The organism is Streptomyces sp. NPDC004629, from assembly GCF_042873595.1.
Taxonomy (GTDB): domain Bacteria; phylum Actinomycetota; class Actinomycetes; order Streptomycetales; family Streptomycetaceae; genus Streptomyces.
Genome location: NZ_JBIALO010000018.1, coordinates 116,933 through 138,297 on the forward strand (window position 1 = coordinate 116,933; position 21,365 = coordinate 138,297).

The 21,365-nt window shown below is 72.6% G+C and carries 17 protein-coding genes; 4 read left to right on the forward strand and 13 right to left on the reverse strand.

From position 1 onward, the window contains the following. Window positions 1–125: 125 nt before the first annotated feature. Entirely contained in the window at window positions 126–593 is a 468-nt protein-coding gene (locus ACFYTE_RS26405; RefSeq protein ID WP_388715153.1) for an RDD family protein, read from the forward strand. A 125-nt stretch (window positions 594–718) separates the two neighbouring features. Here ACFYTE_RS26405 and ACFYTE_RS26410 read toward each other — a convergent pair whose 3' ends face one another. The 4 genes from ACFYTE_RS26410 to lipB all read right to left on the reverse strand — a co-directional run bounded on the left by ACFYTE_RS26410 (window position 719) and on the right by lipB (window position 4,110). After that, on the reverse strand, window positions 719–1,420 hold the full coding sequence (locus ACFYTE_RS26410; protein ID WP_388715156.1) for a DUF4191 domain-containing protein: 702 nt from the start codon (window positions 1,418–1,420) through the stop codon (window positions 719–721). 76 nt (window positions 1,421–1,496) lie between these two features. Then, on the reverse strand, window positions 1,497–1,694 hold the full coding sequence (locus tag ACFYTE_RS26415) for a hypothetical protein (RefSeq protein WP_388715158.1): 198 nt from the start codon (window positions 1,692–1,694) through the stop codon (window positions 1,497–1,499). 272 nt (window positions 1,695–1,966) lie between these two features. Beyond that, the gene (lipA, locus tag ACFYTE_RS26420) at window positions 1,967–2,932 is read right to left on the reverse strand and encodes a lipoyl synthase (RefSeq protein ID WP_388715161.1); all 966 of its coding nucleotides are present in this window, start codon (window positions 2,930–2,932) and stop codon (window positions 1,967–1,969) included. Window positions 2,933–3,309: 377 nt separating this feature from the next. After that, window positions 3,310–4,110 carry a lipoyl(octanoyl) transferase LipB gene (lipB, locus tag ACFYTE_RS26425; RefSeq protein WP_388715164.1) on the reverse strand — a complete coding sequence of 267 codons (801 nt, stop codon included), beginning with the start codon at window positions 4,108–4,110 and terminating at the stop codon, window positions 3,310–3,312. A 237-nt stretch (window positions 4,111–4,347) separates the two neighbouring features. Between lipB and ACFYTE_RS26430 the strand changes: the two genes are divergently transcribed. Beyond that, window positions 4,348–5,829: a regulator gene (locus ACFYTE_RS26430; RefSeq protein ID WP_388715167.1), complete on the forward strand. Its 1,482-nt coding sequence runs from the start codon at window positions 4,348–4,350 to the stop codon at window positions 5,827–5,829. A 120-nt stretch (window positions 5,830–5,949) separates the two neighbouring features. Here ACFYTE_RS26430 and ACFYTE_RS26435 read toward each other — a convergent pair whose 3' ends face one another. Together ACFYTE_RS26435 and ACFYTE_RS26440 are read right to left on the reverse strand one after the other, a co-directional pair. After that, window positions 5,950–7,305, reverse strand: coding sequence for an NAD(P)/FAD-dependent oxidoreductase (locus ACFYTE_RS26435; RefSeq protein ID WP_388715170.1), 1,356 nt, complete (start codon window positions 7,303–7,305; stop codon window positions 5,950–5,952). Between the two features lie 163 nt (window positions 7,306–7,468). Then, window positions 7,469–8,362, reverse strand: a complete 894-nt coding sequence (locus ACFYTE_RS26440) for a TIGR01777 family oxidoreductase (RefSeq protein WP_388715173.1) — start codon at window positions 8,360–8,362, stop codon at window positions 7,469–7,471. Window positions 8,363–8,433: 71 nt separating this feature from the next. On the opposite strand from ACFYTE_RS26440, the gene ACFYTE_RS26445 reads away from it, so the two are divergent. Continuing rightward, the gene (locus tag ACFYTE_RS26445; protein WP_388715175.1) at window positions 8,434–8,922 is read left to right on the forward strand and encodes a GNAT family N-acetyltransferase; all 489 of its coding nucleotides are present in this window, start codon (window positions 8,434–8,436) and stop codon (window positions 8,920–8,922) included. Window positions 8,923–8,925: 3 nt separating this feature from the next. Here the strand turns inward: ACFYTE_RS26445 and ACFYTE_RS26450 are convergent, their stop codons facing one another. After that, window positions 8,926–10,110, reverse strand: a complete 1,185-nt coding sequence (locus tag ACFYTE_RS26450; RefSeq protein ID WP_388715178.1) for a MarP family serine protease — start codon at window positions 10,108–10,110, stop codon at window positions 8,926–8,928. A gap of 233 nt (window positions 10,111–10,343) precedes the next feature. Here ACFYTE_RS26450 and ACFYTE_RS26455 point away from each other — a divergent pair, with 233 nt between their 5' ends. Then, entirely contained in the window at window positions 10,344–11,105 is a 762-nt protein-coding gene (locus ACFYTE_RS26455) for a peptidoglycan recognition protein (protein WP_388715181.1), read from the forward strand. A gap of 327 nt (window positions 11,106–11,432) precedes the next feature. Here the strand turns inward: ACFYTE_RS26455 and ACFYTE_RS26460 are convergent, their stop codons facing one another. The 6 genes from ACFYTE_RS26460 to lpdA form a co-directional block, all read right to left on the reverse strand. Continuing rightward, the gene (locus ACFYTE_RS26460) at window positions 11,433–11,951 is read right to left on the reverse strand and encodes a DUF4240 domain-containing protein (protein WP_388715184.1); all 519 of its coding nucleotides are present in this window, start codon (window positions 11,949–11,951) and stop codon (window positions 11,433–11,435) included. Window positions 11,952–12,009: 58 nt separating this feature from the next. After that, the gene (locus tag ACFYTE_RS26465; RefSeq protein ID WP_388715187.1) at window positions 12,010–12,984 is read right to left on the reverse strand and encodes a helix-turn-helix transcriptional regulator; all 975 of its coding nucleotides are present in this window, start codon (window positions 12,982–12,984) and stop codon (window positions 12,010–12,012) included. A 120-nt stretch (window positions 12,985–13,104) separates the two neighbouring features. Further along, complete coding sequence (gene aceE, locus ACFYTE_RS26470; protein WP_388715190.1) at window positions 13,105–15,807, reverse strand: pyruvate dehydrogenase (acetyl-transferring), homodimeric type; 2,703 nt, start codon at window positions 15,805–15,807, stop codon at window positions 13,105–13,107. Window positions 15,808–16,345: 538 nt separating this feature from the next. Further along, a complete protein-coding gene (locus ACFYTE_RS26475; RefSeq protein ID WP_388715193.1) occupies window positions 16,346–16,969 on the reverse strand; it encodes a GntR family transcriptional regulator in 624 nt (207 codons plus the stop codon). Between the two features lie 504 nt (window positions 16,970–17,473). Beyond that, window positions 17,474–19,282 carry a 2-oxoglutarate dehydrogenase, E2 component, dihydrolipoamide succinyltransferase gene (sucB, locus tag ACFYTE_RS26480; RefSeq protein WP_388715196.1) on the reverse strand — a complete coding sequence of 603 codons (1,809 nt, stop codon included), beginning with the start codon at window positions 19,280–19,282 and terminating at the stop codon, window positions 17,474–17,476. A 61-nt stretch (window positions 19,283–19,343) separates the two neighbouring features. Next, entirely contained in the window at window positions 19,344–20,732 is a 1,389-nt protein-coding gene (gene lpdA / locus ACFYTE_RS26485) for a dihydrolipoyl dehydrogenase (protein WP_388715199.1), read from the reverse strand. Window positions 20,733–21,365: the final 633 nt, after the last annotated feature.

Sequence of the window (21,365 nt, forward strand, 5' to 3'; positions counted from 1 at the left end):
TAGGCACGGGTGATTTCTCAGGCGTGACCCATTTGTTTCGCAGAAGTTAACCGGGCCGGCTTCCACGGTAGCCCCGACGGACCCCGCCGTCTCCCGGTCATTCCCGGGCGCAGTACCGTGGACGGGTGGACAACAGGCAAGCAATGGGGTCGTGGCTCTCCGGGCCGCGCGCGGCCATGGAAGAGGCCGGTGCCGACTTCGGATACCGGGGTGAACAGCTCGGGCTGCCGGAGCAGGGGCCGGGTTCGATCGCCCGCCCGGGACGGCGGCTGGGCGCGCTGGCCGTGGACTGGGGGCTGTGCCTCTTGATCGCATACGGTCTGATCACGGACAGCTACAACCGTGCGGCCCAGGTCTGGGCCCCGATCATCCTCTTCGCGCTGATCCTGCTCACCGTCGGTACGGTCGGCTTCACACCGGGCAAGCGGCTCTTCGGCCTCCGGGTGGTCGCGCTCGACACCGGCCGCGTCAACCCGCTGCGCGTCCTGCTGCGCACGGTCCTGCTGTTCCTCGCCCTGCCCGCGCTCATCTGGGACCGCGACGGCCGTGGCCTGCACGACCGCCTGGCCCGCACGGTGGAGGTCCGCGTCTGAGGGCCTGCTCCGGGGCGCCCAGGGCCCGGGGCGTGGCTCACGAGTAACGACAGAGCGCATGGCTTGCGCCTACGACGAAGGGGGGCGCCCGGAGATCTCCGGGCGCCCCCCTTCGTCGTAGGCGGTCAGCGGGCCTTCGGGCCGCCCTTCGGCATCCGCATGCCCTTGGGCATCGGGCCCTTCGGCAGCGGCATGTTGCTCATCAGGTCGCCCAGGGCGCGCAGCCGGTCGTTGGTGGCGGTCACCTGCGGGCCGGTCAGGACGCGCGGGAACTTCAGCATGGTCGTGCGCAGCTTCTTCAGCGCGACCTGGTCCTCGCCCGTGCCGACGATCAGGTCATGCACCGGCACGTCCGCCACGATGCGGTTCATCTTCTTCTTCTCTGCGACCAGCAGGCTCTTCACGCGGTTCGGGTTGCCCTCGGCCACCAGCACGATGCCGGCCTTGCCGACGGCCCGGTGCACCACGTCCTGACTGCGGTTCATCGCCACCGCGGGGGTCGTCGTCCAGCCCCGGCCGATGTTGTCGAGGACGGCCGCGGCGGCGCCCGGCTGGCCCTCCATCTGACCGAACGCGGCCCGTTCGGCGCGGCGGCCGAAGACGATCGCCGTCGCGAGGAAGGCGAGCAGCAGCCCCAGGATGCCGAGATAGACCGGGTGACCGATCAGGAAGCCGATCGCGAGGAAGACACCGAAGGTGGCGATGCCGACAGCCGCGAGTACAAGACCGATCTTCTTGTCGGCCTTGCGGGTCATCTTGTACGTCAGGGCGATCTGCTTCAGTCGCCCGGTGTTCGCAGCGTCCGCTGCGGTTTCCTTCCTCGCCATGTCACGAAGTCTACGTGGCCCCGGAAGCGCCTTCGACGGCAGTGTCCCGACGGTGGCTCCAGGACGGTGCGCGGCGTCAGGAGCGGGTGGCGGCCTGGTCCAGGACGCGCTGCGCCTCGACCCGGTCCTGGGCGCGGCGGCGGTCCTCCAGGACGGAGGTCCAGGCGTTGCGGCGTGCGGTGCGCTGACCGCCGCTCATCAGCAGGGACTCGACGGCGCGGAGCGCGTCGGTGAAGCTCGGGATGGCGGTGGCGCGAACGGGCGCTGCCTGCATGGAGGTCCCCCCTCGATACGGCTCCGGGAACGGGTGCACGTGGCGTGAGTCCAGGGTCACGGTTTGGTGTTACCAGGACGTGACCGACCGGTCAAACACCGATGAAGCCTTGATTCGGGGATCCGAAACGGTGACACGGCCCCGACGCGCGCCTCTCATCTGCGAGGACGGCCGGGGCCGCGGCCCACCCGGGCTCTACTGGCGGGTAATGGGGTGTGCGCGAACTCATACGAGCCCGAGTCCCCTTCCCGCGCAAGGGAAGTGACGGTGTCTCAGACCGCCTGGGCGGCGACGAACGCACCGCGCTTCTCGACGGCCATCTGGTACAGCCGCCCGGCACGGTAGGAGGACCGTACCAGCGGCCCCGACATCACGCCCGAGAAGCCGATCTGCTCGGCTTCCTCCTTCAGTTCGACGAACTCCTGCGGCTTGACCCAGCGCTCCACGGGGTGATGGCGCACGGAAGGACGCAGATACTGCGTGATGGTGACCAGCTCGCAGCCCGCCTCGTGCAGCTGCCGGAGCGCGTCGCTGACCTCCTCGCGGGTCTCGCCCATGCCGAGGATCAGGTTGGACTTGGTGACCAGGCCGTAGTCGCGGGCGTCGGTGATGACCTTCAGGGAGCGCTCGTAGCGGAAGCCGGGACGGATCCGCTTGAAGATCCGGGGCACCGTCTCCACGTTGTGCGCGAAGACCTCGGGGCGCGAGGAGAAGACCTCGGCCAGCTGCTCCGGGACGGCGTTGAAGTCGGGGGCCAGCAGCTCCACCTTCGTACGGCCGCCCTCGCGGTCCGCCGTCTGCTGGTGGATCTGGCGCACGGTCTCGGCGTACAGCCAGGCGCCGCCGTCCGCCAGGTCGTCACGGGCGACGCCGGTGACGGTGGCGTAGTTCAGGTCCATGGTGACCACGGACTCGCCCACCCGGCGCGGCTCGTCGCGGTCGAGCGCCGCGGGCCTGCCGGTGTCGATCTGACAGAAGTCGCAGCGCCGGGTGCACTGGTCGCCGCCGATGAGGAACGTCGCCTCGCGGTCCTCCCAGCACTCGTAGATGTTCGGGCAGCCGGCTTCCTGGCAGACCGTGTGCAGACCCTCGCTCTTGACCAGGTTCTGCATCTTCGTGTACTCGGGGCCCATTTTCGCCCGGGTCTTGATCCACTCGGGCTTGCGCTCGATGGGGGTCTGGCTGTTGCGGACCTCCAGGCGCAGCATCTTGCGTCCGTCTGGTGCGACTGCGGACACGACCGGCTCCCTAGCGATTGATTCTTCGGCGACTTTAAGGGTACGCCCGCTGATTTGAATGCCCGGCGGTGGTGCCGGCCCCTGCGGAGGGCTGCCGCCCCCGGGCCCCCGCTTCGGCCTGGACGGCCTCGTCCTCAAACGCCGGACGGGCTGCCTGGGCCGGGCTCTGTGGTCAAGTGCCGGGGGAGGTTTTATGCCTTTGTGTGGTCGGCGGTGGTGCGGGCCCCGCGGCCCCGCTTCGGCCTGGACGGCCTCGTCCTCAAACGCCGGACGGGCTGTTTGGGCCGGGCCCTGTCGTCCAGGGCGGGGATGCCCGGCCATGATGTCCAGGGCCGTACGGGCTGCCTGGGCCGGGTCTTGTCGTCATGTGGTGGGGGTTATGCCGCCGGAGTTCGTTCGACTTCGCGGGGCTTGAGGTCCGCGTTCTCCAGGATGTCGCTGAGGTGGCGCTCGACCGTCGGCAGGATCTCCTCGACCGTGATGTCGCGGTCCAGCTCCGCGGCGAGCGAGGTGACGCCCGCGTCCCGGATGCCGCACGGGATGATCCGGTCGAACCAGGCGTTGTCCGGGTTCACGTTGAAGGCGAAGCCGTGCATCGTGACGCCCTTGGCGACGCGGATGCCGATCGCGGCGATCTTGCGGTCCTCGCGCCGCTGGCCGGCGTTGGACGGGGCGTACTCCGGGCCGTTGAGGCGGGGGTCGAACTCCTCGTCGGTCAGACGCGGGTCGAAGTCCAGGGAGAGCCCCCCGACCGCCGGGCGCTGCTCGACCGGGTCGCCGAGCACCCACACCCCGCTGCGGCCCTCGACCCGGGTGGTCGCCAGGCCGTACTCCGCGCAGGTGCGGATCAGCGCTTCCTCCAGGCGCCGCACGTGGGCGACGACGTCGACCGGGCGCGGGAGCTTCTGGATCGGGTAGCCGACGAGCTGGCCGGGGCCGTGCCAGGTGATCTTGCCGCCGCGGTCCACGTCGACGACCGGCGTGCCGTCGAGCGGCCGTTCGCTGTCCACGGTGCGCCGGCCCGCGGTGTAGACGGGCGGGTGCTCCAGCAGCAGAACGGTGTCGGGGACCTCGTCGGCGAACCGTGCCGCGTGCACCCGGCGCTGTTCGTCCCACGCCTCCTGGTACTCGACGGCATCCGCGCCGAACCCCATGCGGACGAACCGCAACTCACTCACGGCAAGCGCCTCCCTAGGGCGAAGGGTGTGTCAGGCACGTAACGCGCCCAAGCCACTGTACGTCCGGCCGTCACGCGTCAGCTTCGCGGTCCCTCCTCACACGATCGAATGAATGAGCGTCGAGATGTGCGAGTCGCTGCTCACTCTCCGCTACATTCGCGCCGTTCATGAGGCCATAAGGTCTGCTCACAGGCAATCCGGGCATGTCGGCCCGGGAGGCAGGAGACCGTACCGCATATGACGGAACGACCCGCGCAGCGCACTCCCAACCGCCAGCTCGCCGCGCTCATCGCGGAAGCGGGGTTCTCCAACGCGGGTCTGGCCCGCCGCGTGGACCAGCTCGGTCTGGAACACGGACTGGACCTCAGATACGACAAGACGTCGGTGACCAGATGGCTTCGGGGGCAGCAGCCGCGGGGCACCACGCCCGCCCTGATCGCGGAGGTCTTCACCCGCCGGCTCGGCCGCCGGCTCACCGCCCAGGACCTCGGCCTGGACGCCTGCGCTCCGGTCTACGCCGGGCTGGAGTTCGCGGCCAGCCCCGAGGAGGCCGTCGACATCGTCAGCGGGCTGTGGCGCAAGGACTCCGGCAGCCACACCGAGCTGCGCAAGATCGCGTTCACCGCGGCGGGGCTCGTGGTGCCAAGCCGGGACTGGCTGATCGGCCGGGCCGACGACAGGGTGGCCCGCAGCGAGCCCGCCCCCCGGGTGCCCGCACAGGGCGGCCCCCTGTCGTCGACGCGGCCCCCCGCCCCCGTCGCTCGGGTGGCGCACGTCCCGCCGCGTCCGCGCGGCCAGGCCGACCGCGGGGTCCCGCACAGGGTCACCGGCGGTGACATCGCCGCGCTGCGCTCCGTCTGCGAGCTGTTCCGGGCCCTCGACCACCAGTACGGCGGCGGGCACGCCCGGCAGGCCCTGGTGCGCTACCTGGAGCACGAGTGCGAGCCGATGCTGCGCGGCGTCTACGGCGAGCAGACCGGCCGCCGGCTGTTCGCCGCGGCGGCCGATCTCACCCGGCTCGTCGGCTGGACGTCGTACGACATCGCCGCGCACGGACTGGCCCAGCGCTACTTCGTGCAGGCGCTGCGGCTCGCCCAGGTGGCGGGGGACCGGGCGTACGGCTCCTATGTGCTGGTCACCATGAGCCGCCAGGCCGTCTACCTCGGGCACGGGCGGGAGGCCGTCCAGCTGGCGCGGGTGGCACAGCAGGGGGTCGGGACCGGCGCCCCGCCCGTGGTGCAGGCCCTGCTGCACTCCGTCGAGGCGCGTGCGCACGGCGTGCTCGGCGAGGTGCGGGCGTGCACCGGCGCACTGGTGCGGGCCGAGCGCGCCCTGGAGGCGGCCCGGCCCGGTGACGAGGTGCCGCACTGGGCGCGGTTCTTCGACGAGGCGCAGCTCGCCGACGAGTTCGGGCACTGCCACCGTGACCTCCAGCAGTACCGGGCCGCCGCCCAGCACGCCGAACGCTCCCTGCATCTGCGCGCCCCGGCATACGCCCGCAGCCGGCTGTTCTGCCGGGTCGTCCTCGCCACCGCCCGCCTCGGCCTTGGCGAACTCGACCAGGCGTGCGCGCTGGGCGCGGAGGCCGCCGGGCAGGCCACGGAGATGCGTTCGGTGCGCGCGCTGGAGTACGTCAGGGACTTCGAGCGGCGGCTGGAGCCGTACAAGGACGCCGCGCCGGTGCGCGGGTACCGCGACAAGGTCGCGGCGCTCGGCTGAACCGGGGGCGCCTGAGGGCACGGGGGGTTCGGTGGATTGGCGGGTGCGGGTTCGTCGGGGCTGGTCGCGCCGTTCCCCGCGCCCCTTTGGGGCGCTTGGTCGTGCCGTTCCCTGTGGGGGTCAGGCGGCTTTCCGCGTGGCGGGCAGCGGGTCCGCGCGGTGCATGGAACCGGCCGCGCCCAGGTCCGCCAGGATCGCCGAGGCGGCGCGGCGGGCGGAGTGCAGCGCGCCCTGGACGGTGCTGGTGTCGCGGTGGTCGCCGCACACATACAGGCCCGCCAGCAGCCGCACCGGGCGGCGCAGATCGTGCGGCGGGCGCATCGCGGGCACCGCCTCGGGGGTGTGGTGCACGGCCAGGGTCTCCCAGCGGTGCGTCGAGATGCCGTAGAGCCGGGACAGATGCATGCGTACGGCCGTGTCGACGCCCTCCGGGGGAGCGCCCAGGACCGTCGAGGAGACCAGGGCACGGCCCGCGGGTGCGCGGCTCGGGTCGACCTCGCTGACGACCGCGGTGTGCGCGACCGGGCCGCCGCGGTCGGCGTCGAGCAGCAGCGAGGCGCCCGTCGCCGGGGGCTCGTCCGTCGTGTGGTGCACCACGGTCACCGGGTGGAAGTCCGGCACCCGCAGGCCCGGCAGCAGCTCGGCGGCGGCGCGCGCGTCGGTCGCGAGCAGGACCGCACGGCAGCGGATCTCGCCGTGCTCGGCGGTGGTCACCGACGTCGTGGAGACGGAGGTGACCCGGACCCCGGTGTGCACGGTGCCCGGCGGCAGCGCGCCGGCCAGCAGCTCCGGCAGCGCCTCGGCCCCGCCCTCCGGCACGCACAGCCGGCCGCCGGCGAACGAGCGCAGCGCGAGGTCGGCGCACCGGCTGGACGTGCTCAGCTCCGGGTCGCACAGCAGGGCGGCGAGCAGCGGACGCAGAAAGCCGTCGACCGTGCGGACGGGCATGCCGCGGGCCACGAGGGCCTGGGCTGCAGGGAGTTCGGGGCGGGCCAGCAGGCGCTCGACGGGGGTCGTGGCGATCCGGCCGAGCAGGGCGCGCAGCCGCAGGGGCGCGCCGATGTCGAGGGAGCGGGCGCTCGCCCGTGCGGAGGGCGCGGCCGAGCCCCTGGGGGCGCCCGCCAAGGCGCGCACGGCATGGAGTGCGCCCCTTGCGCTCCCCGCGCCCGCCGGGGTGCCCGCGCGTTGCCGGCGCCCGTCGTGGTGCAGCAGTACGCCCGGCGCGAAGGTGCGCAGGACGAGGGCGTCGAGCCCGGGCGTCAGGCGCAGTTCCGGATACGACGTGGACAGGAGCCGTCCGATCCGGTCGAGCCGGAAACCGTCGACCTTCTCCGTCGACATGCGGCCGCCGACGCACGGGGCGGCTTCCAGGACCGCGGTCGTCACACCTGCGCTGGTGAGGCGATGGGCCGCCGACAGACCGGCGATCCCGGCTCCCACGACGACGACGTCCGCCTGGTACACGGGCTCAAGCACGAGGCTCCTCCTCGACGTTGCGCGGCCGGTGGGGACCTCGTGCCCCCGACAGGCAGCAGGAATACCCGAGTTCGGGTCGAGGGTAGGGCCGTGATGAGGCAAGGACAGTCGCGCATCGACAGGGCACGGTCGCACGACGGTCGCATACGGTCACAGGAGTTCATCAGGCGGCACGGATCGCGTCCTCGACCCCGGGGAACGCAAAGGCGAACCCCGACTCCAACAGCCGCTTGGGCACCACCCGCTGACTGCCCAGCACATCCCCGGCCAGCTCGCCCAGCACCGTCCGCAGCACGGGGGCCGGCACCGCGAGGAGCGTCGGCCGGTGCAGCACCCGGCCCATGGCCGCGGTGATCTCACGGTTCGTCACCGGCTGCGGAGCGGTCAGATTCACCGGGCCGGACAGCTCCTCGGTGTCGATGAGATGACGCAGCGCGGCGACCGTGTCGTGCAGCGCGATGAACGACCAGTACTGCCGCCCGTCGCCGAGCCGCCCCCCGAGCCCGGCCCGGAACAGCGGGAACAGCCGCCCGAAGGCACCACCCCGGCGGCTCACCACCAGCCCGGTGCGCGCGTGCACCGTCCGGATCCCGGCCTGCCGCGCGGGCCCCGTCGCCGCCTCCCACGCCACGCACAGGGACGGCAGGAAACCGTCCCCCGGCGGCGCCCCCTCGTCCACGACCCGGCTCCCCGTCGTGCCGTAGTAGCCGATCGCGCTGCCGTTCACGAACACCCGCGGCGGCTCCTCCAGCGCCGCGACGGCCCGCGCCAGCGTCTCCGTGCCCAGCACCCGGCTGTCCCGGATCCGCCGCTTGTAGGCGTCCGTCCACCGGTGGTCGCCCACCCCGGCGCCCGCCAGGTTGACCACGGCGGCGCAGCCGGCCAGCCCGGCCGCGTCCACGGACCGCCGCTCCGGGTCCCAGCGGACCTCGCCGGGACCGGCGGGCGCGCGCCGGACCAGCCGCACCACCTCGTACCCGTCCGCCGTCAGGGACCGCACCAGAGCACCGCCGATGAGACCGGACGCCCCGGCCACCGCGATTCGCGAACGTTCCATGCCCCCATCCTGCCCGGCGCCCGCCGCAAACCCGGGGCGACCTTCCGCCTCCCCGGCCTACAGTGACCGCCATGCCCGAACCGCACATACGCCGCGCCACCCCCGAGGACGAGGAGGCGCTGAGCCTCCTCGACCGGGCCACCTGGTCACCGCTGCACGCCGTGCAGCCGAGGCCCCGGCCGCCCTACCCGCCGTTCTTCACCGAGCGCTGCGGACCCGAGGACCATCTCGTCGCGGAACTCGACGGCGTCCTCGTGGGCTACATCCGGCTCGCCCTGCCCACCTCGCTGGCCTGCAACGTGCATGTCCGCCAGATCCAGGGGCTGGCCGTCGCCGACGCGGCTCGCGGCGCCGGCGTCGGCCGGGCGCTGCTGCGGGCCGTGCAGGACGAGGCGCGGCGGCGCGGCGCCCGCCGCATCACCCTGCGCGTCCTCGGGCACAACACGCCCGCCCGGCGGCTCTACGAGTCCGAGGGCTTCGCCGTCGAAGGGGTGCTGCCCGCGGAGTTCCTGCTGGCCGGCGAGTACGTCGACGACGTGCTCATGGGGCGCCCGCTGTGAGCCTCACGAGCTGACCAGAGCGCCCGTGCCCACCGGCGTCGTCGCGGTAGCCGCGCGCCGGGCGTCGCCCGCCACCTCGTCCGCCGTCAGGACGTAGCCCGTCTCGGCGTCCGAGGTGGAGCGCGCGAAGACCACGCCGAAGACCCGGCCATCGGTGGTCAGCAGCGGACCGCCGGAGTTGCCGGGGCGCACCGTCGAGCGGATCGAATAGATCTCACGGGTGACCGTGGCGTCGTTGTAGATGTTCTGGCCGGTCGCCCGGATCCGGTTCGCCACCGTGGCCGCCTGGAGGTCGAGGCCGCCGTCCTGCGGATAGCCCGCGACCACCGCCGGCTCGCCGCGCCGCGCGCCCTCGTCGAAGTTCAGCGCGGGCGCGCTCAGCCGCGGCACGTACAGCACGGCCACGTCCTTCTGCGGGTCGAACAGCACCACCCGGGACGCGTACACCCGCCCGACGCCGCCCACCCGCACGCTCGGGTTGTCGATGCCCGCCACCACGTGCGCGTTCGTCATCACATGCCGCGGCGCGTACACGAATCCGCTGCCCTCGCGGCCCTGGCTGCCCGAGACGCCCTCGATCTTCACCGTGCTCGTCCGCGCGGCGTTCAGGGCGCCGGCCGTGACGCTGTCGCCGGACGGCCGGGCGACCTCGGCCGTCGACTCGTTCTCGAACGGGTTGAACACCTGCGGGAAGCCCGCCTCGGTGAGCGCGGACGTGGCGCGTGAGAACCACGCCGGCGTGGTGTCCGGCATCGCGTTCTGCACCGCGCCCAGCACCGCCGAGTTCCGGATCGCGGACGTCACCAGCGGCGACGACGACGCGCCCAGCACGCTCGCCGCCACCCACGCCACGATCAGCACGGCCGCCGCGTTGGCCGCCGCGCCGCCCAGCCCGTCGGCCGCCCGCAGCGGCCCCCGGTCCAGTTCGCGCCGCAGCCGCAGCGCGAGCCGCCCCGCCAGTTCGTGCCCGACCGCCGCGGGAACGAGCACTGTCAGCACGGCGGTCACCGTCGCCGCGGTCGTCCCGCGGGTGACCAGGTCCATCACCCACGGCAGGACCCACACCCCGACGATCGCGCCGCCCACGAAACCGGCCAGCGAGACACAGCCCGCCACCAGGCCGCGCCGGTAGCCGGACGCCGCGTACAGGAGAACCACCAGCACAAGCAGCACATCGAGCAGGTCCACGGAGCCGCCTTTCTCTCGGACCCCTTATACGGGCGGAACGCTCCCGGTGATCAGTCCCGCGCCGGGGACGGACCGGAACCCGCCACGTCCGCGTGTACCCACGAAAACGCCGCGGACCGGGACGATGGTTCCACCGGGTGGCAGAGCACACATCGCGGGCGTGCCGTAAGCAACCCACAGTGGGGAACATGTGGGTCATCACAAGAACGCGGTGGCGGACACGGCGACGCGGCGTGCGCCGCGTACCCCGGGCGGTCCTGGCGCTCGCCGCCTGTCTGCCCGGCGTCGCCGCCGGCCTCACGCTGCTGCTGTGCGCCCGCGGCGTGCAGAGCCCCGTGGTGCTGCCGCGGCCCGCGGCACCGCGCAGCGCGCCGCCCTACCAGGCTCCCCAGCCCCCCATCCGCCCGCGCTCCGCCTGGCTGGACGCCACCGTGCGCCGCACCCAGCCGCCCCCGCGCTACGACGACGCGGTCGTCGCCGTCTTCGTCCATCACACCGACTCGCCCAACGACTACACCTGCGCCACAACGCCCGAGGTGATCCGCCGCCTGTACGCGGGGCAGACCACCGGTCGCCACTGGGACGACATCGGCTACAACTTCCTCGTCGACCGCTGCGGCACCATCTACGAGGGCCGCGCGGGCGGCATCGAACGCGCCGTCACCGGCGCCCATGCCCAGGGCTTCAACCACCGCACCGCCGGCATCGCCGCCATCGGCACCTTCACCGCCGGCATCCCCGTGCCCCGCGCCATGACCGACGCGATCGCCGCCCTGACCGCCTGGAAGCTGGGTCTGGCCGGTGTCGATCCGCGGGCCGGCACCCGCCTGGTGTCCAGCAACGGCCGCAGCCGCTATCCGGTAGGTGCCGTCGCCGCCCTGCCGGCCGTCTCCGGCCATGACGCCGGGTTCCCGACCAGCTGCCCCGGCGCGGCCCTGACCGCCAAGCTCCCCGACATCAGGAACACGGCGGCACGCCTGCAAGGGCGGCGGTGAGCCCGGCGCACAGGAACACCACAGCCGCCGCGCAGCCCGCACAGAGCCGCCCGCCCTACGGTCGTGGACGACAGCAGCCGACCGAAGGCAGGGATCATGCACAGCAGTGACACGGGGGTCACGGGAAGCACAGGAAGCCCAGGAAGCCCAGGAACGGCACCAGCCCCCCCGGAGACCAGCGTGCGCAGCGCCGGCACGGGGACCGCGGGAGTCGTGAGGGGGGCGCAGCAGCCCGGTGCGGCGGCTCGCGGTCGGGGCCGGTCGGCCCATGGGCCCTGGACGGTCGTGTGCGTCGTCGGCGCCGTGCTGCTCGGGCCGGCCACCCGCTCAGCCCCGGAACCGGTCCCACAGCTTCGGATACCGCTGCGCGAGGACCCCCTCGTTCTCGAAGTCGAGCGGCGTGCCCTCCGGCTCGGCGGGCGCGGGCGCCAGCCCCAGGTCCGGGGCCACCGTGCCGGTGAGCTGCTCGTACGCCTCGTCCGCCGCGTAGCCCAGTTCCTCGCCGTCGCCGTCGATCTCCTCGTCGAAGTCCTCCAGCAGATCGGCCAGCGAGTCCGGGTCGTGCAGGGCGCCCTCGAAGACGTCCCGGCCCTGCCCGATCAGCCAGCAGCGGAAGAAGTCGAACGCGTCGTCGCTCGCCCCGTCCAGCAGCACCCAGGCCGCGCCCCACAGGTCCCAGCGGTAGGCACGGTTGTAGCGGGACTCGAAGTGACGGGCGAAGTCAAGCACCGCCTCCGGGTCGAGCCGGCCCAGCCGCTCCACGAGCAGGTCCGCCTGGTCCTCCGGGTCGCCCTCCGCGGCCTCGCGGGCGGCGTCCACCAGCTCCCAGAACTCCATCTCGTCCATCACGGCTCCAGCATCGGGCCTGCGCGGGCGGGACGCACGCGGAGTGCCCGCGGAACCGTCAGCCCCGGTACAGCCGGGCGGTCCGGACGGCGTCCCGCGCGAACCGGTCCCGCAGCGCCGCGGGCGCCAGCACCTCGACCTCCGGGCCGAGCGCGGTGAGCTGCGCGTGCGCGACCTCCTCGGACTCCACCGGCAGGGTCGCCGTCACCCACCCCTGTGCGTCCGCCTCGCCCGCGGACCGCAGCGCCTCCCGCGCGGAGAGCGGATCGACGGCGTACCCGAGCCGCCGCACCCCCTGCGCGGACAGCCGTACGACGACCTCGGTGCGCAGCAGCGACCGGGCGAACCGCTCCGCCTGTGCGGCCCAGAAGCCGGGCAGGTCGAACTCCTCGTCCCGGGCGAAGCGGGGGCCCGAGCCGTCGACGGCCGTGAACCGGTCCACCCGGTAGGTCCGGAACGCGTCCGCGTCCGGCACCCGCGCGCACAGGTACCAGGCGCCGGCCTTCAACACCAGCCCGTACGGCTCCAGCGTGCGCTCCACCTCGGTCTCGCCGCGGCGGTAGCGGGCCGTGAGACCGCGATCGTCCCAGACCGCCTCGGCGACCGCGGGCAGCAGTTCGGGCGTCTCCGGCTCCCGGAACCAGCCGGGCGCGTCCAGATGGAACCGCTGCGCGGCCGTCCGCGGGGCGTCCCGCACAGAGGGCAGCAGCGCGGCGGACACCTTCAGCCGCGCCGCTGAGGCCGCGTCCTCAAGCCCCATGTCGCGCAGCGCCCCCGGCACCCCGCTCAGGAACAGCGCCTCGGCCTCGCCGCGCGCCAGCCCCGTCAGCCGCGTACGGTACCCGCCGATCAGCCGGTACCCGCCGGCCCGCCCACGGTCCGCGTACACCGGAATCCCCGCCTCCGACAGGGCCTGCGCGTCCCGGGTGACGGTCCGCTCCGACACCTCCAGTTCCTTGGCGAGTTCGGCGGCGGTCATCGAGGGCCGGGACTGCAACAGCAGCACCATCTTGATCAGCCGAGCAGCACGCATCCCCCCATGATGCCGCCCCCCTCTGACAACGGGGCCCACCCGGCCGTACGGACCGCACCCCCGGTGACGGCCCCCCGGTGCGGCGGGGGGCCGTCACCGGGGGCACGGTGACCGGTGTTCCTACAGTCCGTACCGCTCGCGGGCCTCCTTCACCGACGTGGTCTTCACCTCGCCGCGCCGGGCGAGGTGGGCCAGCGCCGCGACGACGATCGACTCCGCGTCGACGCCGAAGTGGCGGCGGGCGGCCGGGCGGGTGTCCGACAGACCGAAGCCGTCGGTGCCCAGCGAGGAGTAGTCCTGCTCCACCCACTGCGCGATCTGGTCCGGCACCTGACGCATGTAGTCGGAGACCGCGAGCACCGGGCCCTCGGCGCCCTGGAGCGCCCGACGGACGTACGGCACCCGGTCCTCGCCGCGCAGCAGCGCCGCGTCGGCCTCCATCGCGTCCCGCCGCAGCTCCGTCCAGGACGTCGCCGACCAGACGTCGGCCGCCACCCCCCACTCCTCGGCGAGCAGCTTCTGCGCGGCCAGCGCCCAGTGGATGGCCGTACCGGAACCCAGCAGCTGGATCCGCGGGGCGTTGGCCGACGGGGCGAGCCCCGCCGACTCCGCCGTGTTGAAGCGGTACAGGCCCTTGACGATGCCCTCGTCGATACCGGCGGCCGACGGTTTGGCCGGCTGCGGCAGCGGCTCGTTGTAGACGGTCAGGTAGTAGAAGACGTTCGAGTCCTCGCCCGGCGCGGCCTGGCCGTACATCCGGCGCAGACCGTCCTTGACGATCGTCGCGATCTCGTACGCGAATGCCGGGTCGTACGTCAGCGCCGCCGGGTTGGTCGCGGCGATGACGGGGGAGTGGCCGTCGGCGTGCTGGAGGCCCTCACCGGTCAGCGTGGTCCGGCCGGCCGTGGCGCCGACCAGGAAGCCGCGGCCGAGCTGGTCGCCGAGCTGCCACATCTGGTCGGCCGTGCGCTGCCAGCCGAACATCGAGTAGAAGATGTAGAACGGGATCATCGCCTCGCCGTGCGTCGCGTACGACGTCGAAGCGGCGATGAAGTCGGCCATCGAACCGGCCTCGGTGATCCCCTCGTTGAGGATCTGGCCGTTCTTGGCCTCCTTGTAGTACATCAGCTGGTCGCGGTCGACCGGCTCGTAGGTCTGGCCCTTGGGCGAGTAGATGCCGAGCGAGGGGAACAGCGACTCCATGCCGAAGGTGCGCGCCTCGTCCGGCACGATCGGCACCCAGCGCCTGCCGGTCTCCTTGTCGCGGACCAGGTCCTTGACCAGCCGGACGAACGCCATGGTGGTCGCCACGCTCTGCGTACCGGAGCCCTTGTCGAAGGCGGCGAAGGACTTGTCGGCGGGCGCGGGCAGCGGGGCCAGCGGGTGCACGCGGCGGGCCGGGGCCGGGCCGCCGAGCGCCGCGCGCCGCTCCTGGAGGTAGCGCACCTCGGGGGAGTCGGCGCCCGGGTGGCCGTAGGGCACCTGACCGTCGGCGAAGGCGCTGTCCGGGATCGGCAGCTCCAGCAGGTCGCGCATCGTCCTGAACTCGTCCACCGTCAGCTTCTTCATCTGGTGGTTGGCGTTCTTCGACGCGAAGCCCTCGCCGAGGGTGAAGCCCTTGACGGTCTGGGCCAGGATGACGGTCGGAGCGCCCTTGTGCGCGAGGGCGGCCCGGTAGGCCGCGTAGACCTTGCGGGCCTCGTGACCACCGCGGGAGAGGTGGAAGCACTCCGTGATCTTGTCGTCGCTCAGCAGCTTCGCCATCTCGACGAGCGCCGGGTCCTTGCCGAAGAAGTCCTCGCGGATGTAGGCGGCGTCCCGGGTCTGGTACGTCTGGACCTGCGCGTCCGGTACCTCGCGCAGCCGGCGTACCAGCGCGCCGGTGGTGTCGAGGGCGAACAGCTCGTCCCAGGCCGAACCCCACAGCGACTTGACGACGTTCCAGCCGGCGCCGCGGAACTGGGCCTCCAGCTCCTGCACGATCTTGAAGTTGGCGCGCACCGGACCGTCGAGGCGCTGCAGGTTGCAGTTGATGACGAAGGTGAGGTTGTCCAGTTCCTCACGCGCCGCCAGCGCGAGCGCGGCCGTCGACTCGGGCTCGTCCATCTCGCCGTCGCCGAGGAACGCCCACACGTGCGAGGCGGAGACGTCCTTGATGCCGCGCGCCGTCAGATACCGGTTGAAGCGCGCCTGGTAGATCGCCGACAGCGGGCCGAGGCCCATCGACACCGTCGGGAACTCCCACAGCCAGGGCAGGCGGCGCGGGTGCGGGTAGGACGGCAGGCCGTTGCCGCCAGCCTCCTGGCGGAAGTTGTCGAGCTGCGTCTCGCCGAGCCGGCCGTCGAGGAAGGCGCGGGCGTAGATGCCGGGGGAGGCGTGGCCCTGGACGTACAGCTGGTCGCCGGAGCCGTCGCCCTCCTTGCCGTGGAAGAAGTGGTTGAAGCCGGTCTCGTACAGCCAGGCGGCGGAGGCGAAGGTGGCGATGTGGCCGCCGACGCCGTGCTTGCTGCCCCGGGTCACCATCGCCGCCGCGTTCCAGCGGTTCCAGGCGGTGATCCGCGCCTCCATGGCCTCGTCGCCGGGTACGGCCGGCTCGGCGGCGGTGGGGATGGTGTTGACGTAGTCGGTTTCGAGCAGCTTCGGCAGCGCGACACCGGCCGCCTCGGCGCGCTCCAGCGTGCGACGCATCAGATACGCGGCGCGGTGCGGCCCGGCCTCCCTGGCGACGGCGTCGAGCGAGGCCCGCCATTCGGCGGTCTCCTCTGGGTCGCGGTCCGGGAGCTGGTCGAGCGCGCTCGGCTGGATGGCGTTGGGGTCGGTCATGTCGCCGCCTTCCTCAGTCGAAGGGGGTTCCCTTATCGGGTAAGAGTTCAGGGGTGCCCTTGGTCTTTGGCAGGACAGGGCTTGGACTCGGGTGGTAGTCCGTCGGTGACTGTAACTCGCTGATCGATGATCGATCAAAGGGTTGACGGGCAAAACCTCTCGATTCCGAGAAACTCGGCACGGGGTGCCTCCGGCGGTGGCACCGGGTGACGGCGGTTTGTCGGTGTTGTCGCAGGTGGAGCGGCGTTTGGGGGAGGGGCCGGGGTGGGGGTGATGGGTGCGGGTTGGGGGCGGGGTGGCTGGGGTGGCTGGGTGGCTGAGGTTGGGGGCTGGGGCTGGGGCTGGGATCGGGGTTGTGGGGCGCGGGGTGTGGGATCCGGGGCGCGGCGGAGTGTGGTTGCGGCGGTGCGGAGTGTGGTTGTGTCGGTGCGGGGTGCGTGCCGCGGCAGGGTGTGGGGCGTTGTGGGGTGTGGGTTCCGGGCGCGGCGAGGGTTGGGTTGCGGTGGAGTGCGGGGCGCGGCGGGGTGCGGTGTTGTTTTTAGGGTCTTGGGGCGCAGCCCAGGACGTGGGCCTTTACCAGCTCTGCGATGAGCGGGTCGCGTCTCTTGAACGCGGCCACCAGATCCTCGTGTTCCTCGGCGTAGGACTGCTGCACGGTGCCCAGCCAGCGGATCGACAGCGCCGTGAACACCTCGATGCCCAGGCCCTCCCACGTGTGCAGCAGCACCGAATTGCCCGCCGCGCGGACCAGCTCGCGGTGGAAGGCCACGGTGTGCCGCACCTGGGCCGTGCCGTCGGACCTGCGGTCGGCCTCGTACAGGGCGGCGACGTGCGGCTCCAGCGCCGAGCAGTCCCGGGCCAGCCGCTCGGCCGCCAGCTCCGCCGCGATGGCCTCAAGACCGGCCCGCACCGGGTAGCTCTCCTCCAGGTCGGCGGCCGTCAGATTGCGCACGCGTACGCCCTTGTTCGGCGCCGACTCGATCAGCCGCAGCGACTCCAGCTCCCGCAGGGCCTCCCGTACGGGGGTCTGGCTGACCTCCAGCTCGGTCGCGATCCGCCGCTCCACGATCCGCTCGCCCGGCTTCCAGCGCCCGCTGACGATTCCCTCCACGATGTGCTCGCGGATCTGTTCGCGCAGCGAGTGGACGACGGGCGCGGTCATGACGGCTCCTTAGGGAGGGGCCGCGCATCGGCCCCCGGGGGCATTGACGTTTAGACAATACGGCCGGTTCGCTCCGCGGGTAGGGCGTGTGGGGGCGCTTTCGTGCAGGTGAGACGAGGCTTACAGTTTGGTTTTGGCCGGGGCGCCTGGGGGGTGGGGGGTGCTGTTTTCGGGGCACGTGCGGGGTGCGTTTGGCTGGTTGCGCAGTTCCTCGCGCCCCTGAGGGGGTGGTGGGGGTGCGTTGTTTGGTGCGGGTGGGTTGTGGCTGGTTGCGCAGTTCCCCGCGCCCCTAGGGGGTGGTTGAGCGTTCGTTGTTTGGTGCGGGTTGGTTGTGGCTTGTCGCGCAGTTCCTCGCGCCCCTAGGGGGGTGGGTTGAGCGTCGGTTGTTTGGTGCGGGTTGAGTAGCTCCTCGTGCTCGTCAAAGCGTGCCCCTCGGAGGGGGTGAGGTGGGGGGATATGACGGGGCCCCCGCCCGGGGGTCGGGCGGGGGCGGGGGTGGGGGAGTTACAGGCCCAGTTCTACCTCGAACTCGCCTGCCTCCAGGATGGCCTTGACCGCGGTGAGGTAGCGGGCCGCGTCGGCGCCGTCCACCAGGCGGTGGTCGTAGGAGAGGGTCAGGTACGTCATGTCGCGGACGCCGATGACCGTGCCCTCCTCCGTCTCGATGACGGCCGGACGCTTGACCGTGGCGCCGATACCGAGGATCGCGACCTGGCCCGGCGGCACGATGATCGTGTCGAACAGCGCCCCGCGGGAACCGGTGTTGCTGATGGTGAAGGTCGCACCGGCCAGCTCGTCCGGCGTGATCTTGTTGCCGCGGACCTTGCCGGCCAGGTCGGCCGTGGCCTTGGCGATGCCCGCGATGTTGAGGTCGCCGGCGTTCTTGATGACCGGGGTCATCAGGCCCTTCTCGGAGTCCACCGCGATACCGATGTTCTCGGCGTCGAAGTAGGTGATGGTCCCCTCGGCCTCGTTGATCTTGGCGTTGATGACCGGGTGGGCCTTCAGCGCCTGCGCGGCGGCCTTGACGAAGAACGGCATCGGGGAGAGCTTGACGCCCTCGCGCGCCGCGAAGGAGTCCTTCGCCTGGGCACGCAGCCGCATCAGGCGGGTGACGTCGACCTCGACGACCGACGACAGCTGGGCCTGCTCGTGCAGCGCCTTGACCATGTTGTCGCCGATGACCTTGCGGATGCGGGGCATCTTGACGGTCTGGCCGCGGAGGGGGGAGACCTCCAGCTTCGGCGCGGCCTTCTGGGCGGCCGGGGCAACGGCCTGGGCCGGGACAGCGGCGGCGGCCTTCGCGGCCTCGGCGGCGGCGATGACGTCCTGCTTGCGGATACGGCCGCCGACGCCGGTGCCCTTGACGGTGGCCAGATCGACGCCGTTCTCGGCGGCGAGCTTGCGCACCAGCGGGGTCACGTAGGCGCCCTCGTCACCGGCGATCGCGGCGGGAGCGGGAGCGGCCGGGGTGACCGGAGCCGGGGCGGCCGGAGCGGGGGCCGGGGCAGCGGGCTGAACCGCAGCCGGGGCCGGGGCAGCGGGCTGGACCGGAGCCGGAGCCGGAGCCGGCGGTGCGGCGGGGGCCGGGGCCGGGGGGGCGGCCTGCGCGGGCGCCGGAGCGGCGGCCGGGGCAGGAGCGGCCGGGGCGGGGGCGGCGCCGGCGGCGCCGATGACGGCGAGCTTGGCGCCGACCTCGGCGGTCTCGTCCTCGCCCACCACGATCTCCAGCAGCACGCCCGCGGCGGGCGCCGGGATCTCGGTGTCCACCTTGTCGGTCGAGACCTCAAGCAGCGGCTCGTCGGCCTCGACGCTGTCGCCGACCGACTTCAGCCAGCGGGTGACGGTGCCCTCGGTGACGGACTCACCGAGCGCGGGCAGGACCACGTCCGTGCCCTCGGCGCCACCGGCCGGAGCGGGGGCAGCGGGGGCCGCGGCCGGAGCCGGTGCGGCCGGGGCTTCGGCGACCGGAGCCGGAGCCGGTGCGGCCGGGGCCTCGGCGACCGGAGCCGGTGCGGCGGCCGGGGCGGGGGCCGCGGCGGCAGCGGGTGCCGGTGCGGCGGCGGTCGCACCGGTGCCGTCGTCGATCACGGCCAGTTCGGCGCCGACCTCGACGGTCTCGTCCTCGGCGACCTTGATGGAGGCGAGGACGCCCGCGGCGGGCGAGGGAATCTCGGTGTCCACCTTGTCGGTCGAGACCTCAAGCAGTGGCTCGTCGGCCTCGACGCGTTCGCCCTCGGCCTTCAGCCAGCGGGTGACAGTGCCCTCGGTGACGCTCTCGCCGAGCGCCGGAAGGGTTACGGAAACCGCCATGGTTTCGGTTGCTCCTAACGAATTGCGGAAGTCTGTGTCGTCGCGCCCGTAGACCGAAGGCTCAGTCGTGGGAGTGGAGGGGCTTGCCGGCCAGGGCCAGGTGGGCCTCGCCGAGCGCCTCGTTCTGCGTCGGGTGGGCGTGGATGAGCTGGGCCACCTCGGCGGGCAGCGCCTCCCAGTTGTAGATCAGCTGGGCCTCGCCGACCTGCTCGCCCATGCGGTCGCCGACCATGTGGACGCCGACCACGGCACCGTCCTTGACCTGGACGAGCTTGATCTCGCCCGCGGTGTTCAGGATCTTGCTCTTGCCGTTGCCCGCCAGGTTGTACTTCAGAGCGACGACCTTGTCCGCGCCGTAGATCTCCTTGGCCTTGGCCTCGGTGATGCCGACGGAGGCGACCTCCGGGTGGCAGTACGTCACCCGCGGCACACCGTCGTAGTCGATCGGAACGACCTTCAGACCGGCCAGCCGCTCCGCCACCAGGATGCCCTCGGCGAAACCGACGTGCGCGAGCTGGAGGGTCGGGACGAGGTCACCGACGGCGGAGATGGAGGGGACGTTGGTACGCATGTACTCGTCTACCAGGACGTAACCGCGGTCCGTGGCGACACCCTGCTCCTCGTAGCCGAGGCCCTGGGAGACCGGGCCGCGGCCGACGGCGACGAGCAGGACCTCGGCCTCGAACTCCTTGCCGTCGGCGAGGGTGACCTTGACCCCGTTCTGGGTGTACTCGGCCTTCTCGAAGAAGGTGCCGAGGTTGAACTTGATGCCGCGCTTGCGGAAGGCGCGCTCAAGGAGCTTGGAGGAGTTCTCGTCCTCGACCGGGACGAGGTGCTTGAGGCCCTCGATGACCGTGACGTCCGAACCGAACGACTTCCACGCCGAGGCGAACTCGACGCCGATGACCCCGCCGCCCAGGATGATCGCGGACTGCGGCACGCGGTCCAGGACGAGGGCGTGGTCGGAGGAGATGATGCGGTTGCCGTCGATCACCAGGCCCGGCAGGGACTTCGGCACGGAACCGGTCGCGAGCAGGACGTGCCGGCCCTGGACGCGTCGGCCGTTCACGTCGACGGAGGTCGGGGAGGACAGTCGGCCCTCACCCTCGATGTAGGTAACCTTGCGGGAGGCGATCAGGCCCTGCAGACCCTTGTACAGGCCGGCGACCACGCCGTCCTTGTACTTGTGGACGGCCGGTACGTCGATGCCCTCGAAGGTGGTCTTGACACCGAACTGCTCGCTCTCGCGGGCCTGGTCGGCGATCTCGCCCGCGTGCAGCAGGGCCTTGGTGGGGATGCAACCCCGGTGCAGGCAGGTGCCGCCGACCTTGTCCTTCTCGATCAGGGCGACGTCCAGGCCCAGCTGAGCCCCGCGCAGCGCCGCGGCGTAACCACCGCTGCCACCGCCGAGGATCACTAGGTCGAAAACGGTGCTGGCGTCGTTCGCCACGTCACGTCCTCCATGCATGTGCGCCGTACGCCGGGCCCCTTGGTCCCATCCCGGGGTTGACCGGTCGGTCGGCTGGTGTCCGGCCGCTCTTTCTTCGGCCCTGTGGTGGGGCCCTGTCCTGCCGGGCTCCATCTTCGCACCTGCCGGGGGTGGACGGGACGCGGGGCCGGGGTGTGAGACACCCCACGTCCCCCCGAACCCAAGGACCCCACCCTCAAAGACCCGCTCCTGCGCAACCCCGCGCCCCCACCGAAGGCCCACGGAAAACGGCGCGACAGGCCACGACGCCCCCGCACCCGACCGATCACCCCCGCGCCCCTCAAGGGGCGCGGGGAACGGCGCGACAGGCCACGACGGCGCCGCACCCGACCGACGACCCGCACCGCACCGTAGGGGCGCGGGGAACGGCGCGACGAGCCACGACGGCGCCGCACCCGACCGACGACCGGCACCGCACCGTGGGGGCGCGGGGAACGGCGCAACCGGCCACGACGGCGCCGCACCCGACCGACGACGGGCACCGCACCGCGGGGGGCGCGGGGAACGCCGCGACAGTCCACGACGGCGCCGCACCCGACCGACGACCGGCACCGCACCGTGGGGGCGCGGGGAACGGCGCAACCGGCCACGACG

Coding starts and splice junctions, on each gene's coding strand:
- ACFYTE_RS26460 (WP_388715184.1), bottom strand. CDS start 11,951: ATGGACGAGATGGAGTTCTGGGAGCTGGTGGACGCCGCCCGCGAGGCC.
- ACFYTE_RS26445 (WP_388715175.1), top strand. CDS start 8,434: ATGCCCGAACCGCACATACGCCGCGCCACCCCCGAGGACGAGGAGGCG.
- ACFYTE_RS26430 (WP_388715167.1), top strand. CDS start 4,348: ATGACGGAACGACCCGCGCAGCGCACTCCCAACCGCCAGCTCGCCGCG.
- ACFYTE_RS26440 (WP_388715173.1), bottom strand. CDS start 8,362: ATGGAACGTTCGCGAATCGCGGTGGCCGGGGCGTCCGGTCTCATCGGC.
- ACFYTE_RS26410 (WP_388715156.1), bottom strand. CDS start 1,420: ATGGCGAGGAAGGAAACCGCAGCGGACGCTGCGAACACCGGGCGACTG.
- sucB (WP_388715196.1), bottom strand. CDS start 19,282: ATGGCGGTTTCCGTAACCCTTCCGGCGCTCGGCGAGAGCGTCACCGAG.
- ACFYTE_RS26415 (WP_388715158.1), bottom strand. CDS start 1,694: ATGCAGGCAGCGCCCGTTCGCGCCACCGCCATCCCGAGCTTCACCGAC.
- aceE (WP_388715190.1), bottom strand. CDS start 15,807: ATGACCGACCCCAACGCCATCCAGCCGAGCGCGCTCGACCAGCTCCCG.
- ACFYTE_RS26465 (WP_388715187.1), bottom strand. CDS start 12,984: ATGCGTGCTGCTCGGCTGATCAAGATGGTGCTGCTGTTGCAGTCCCGG.
- ACFYTE_RS26475 (WP_388715193.1), bottom strand. CDS start 16,969: ATGACCGCGCCCGTCGTCCACTCGCTGCGCGAACAGATCCGCGAGCAC.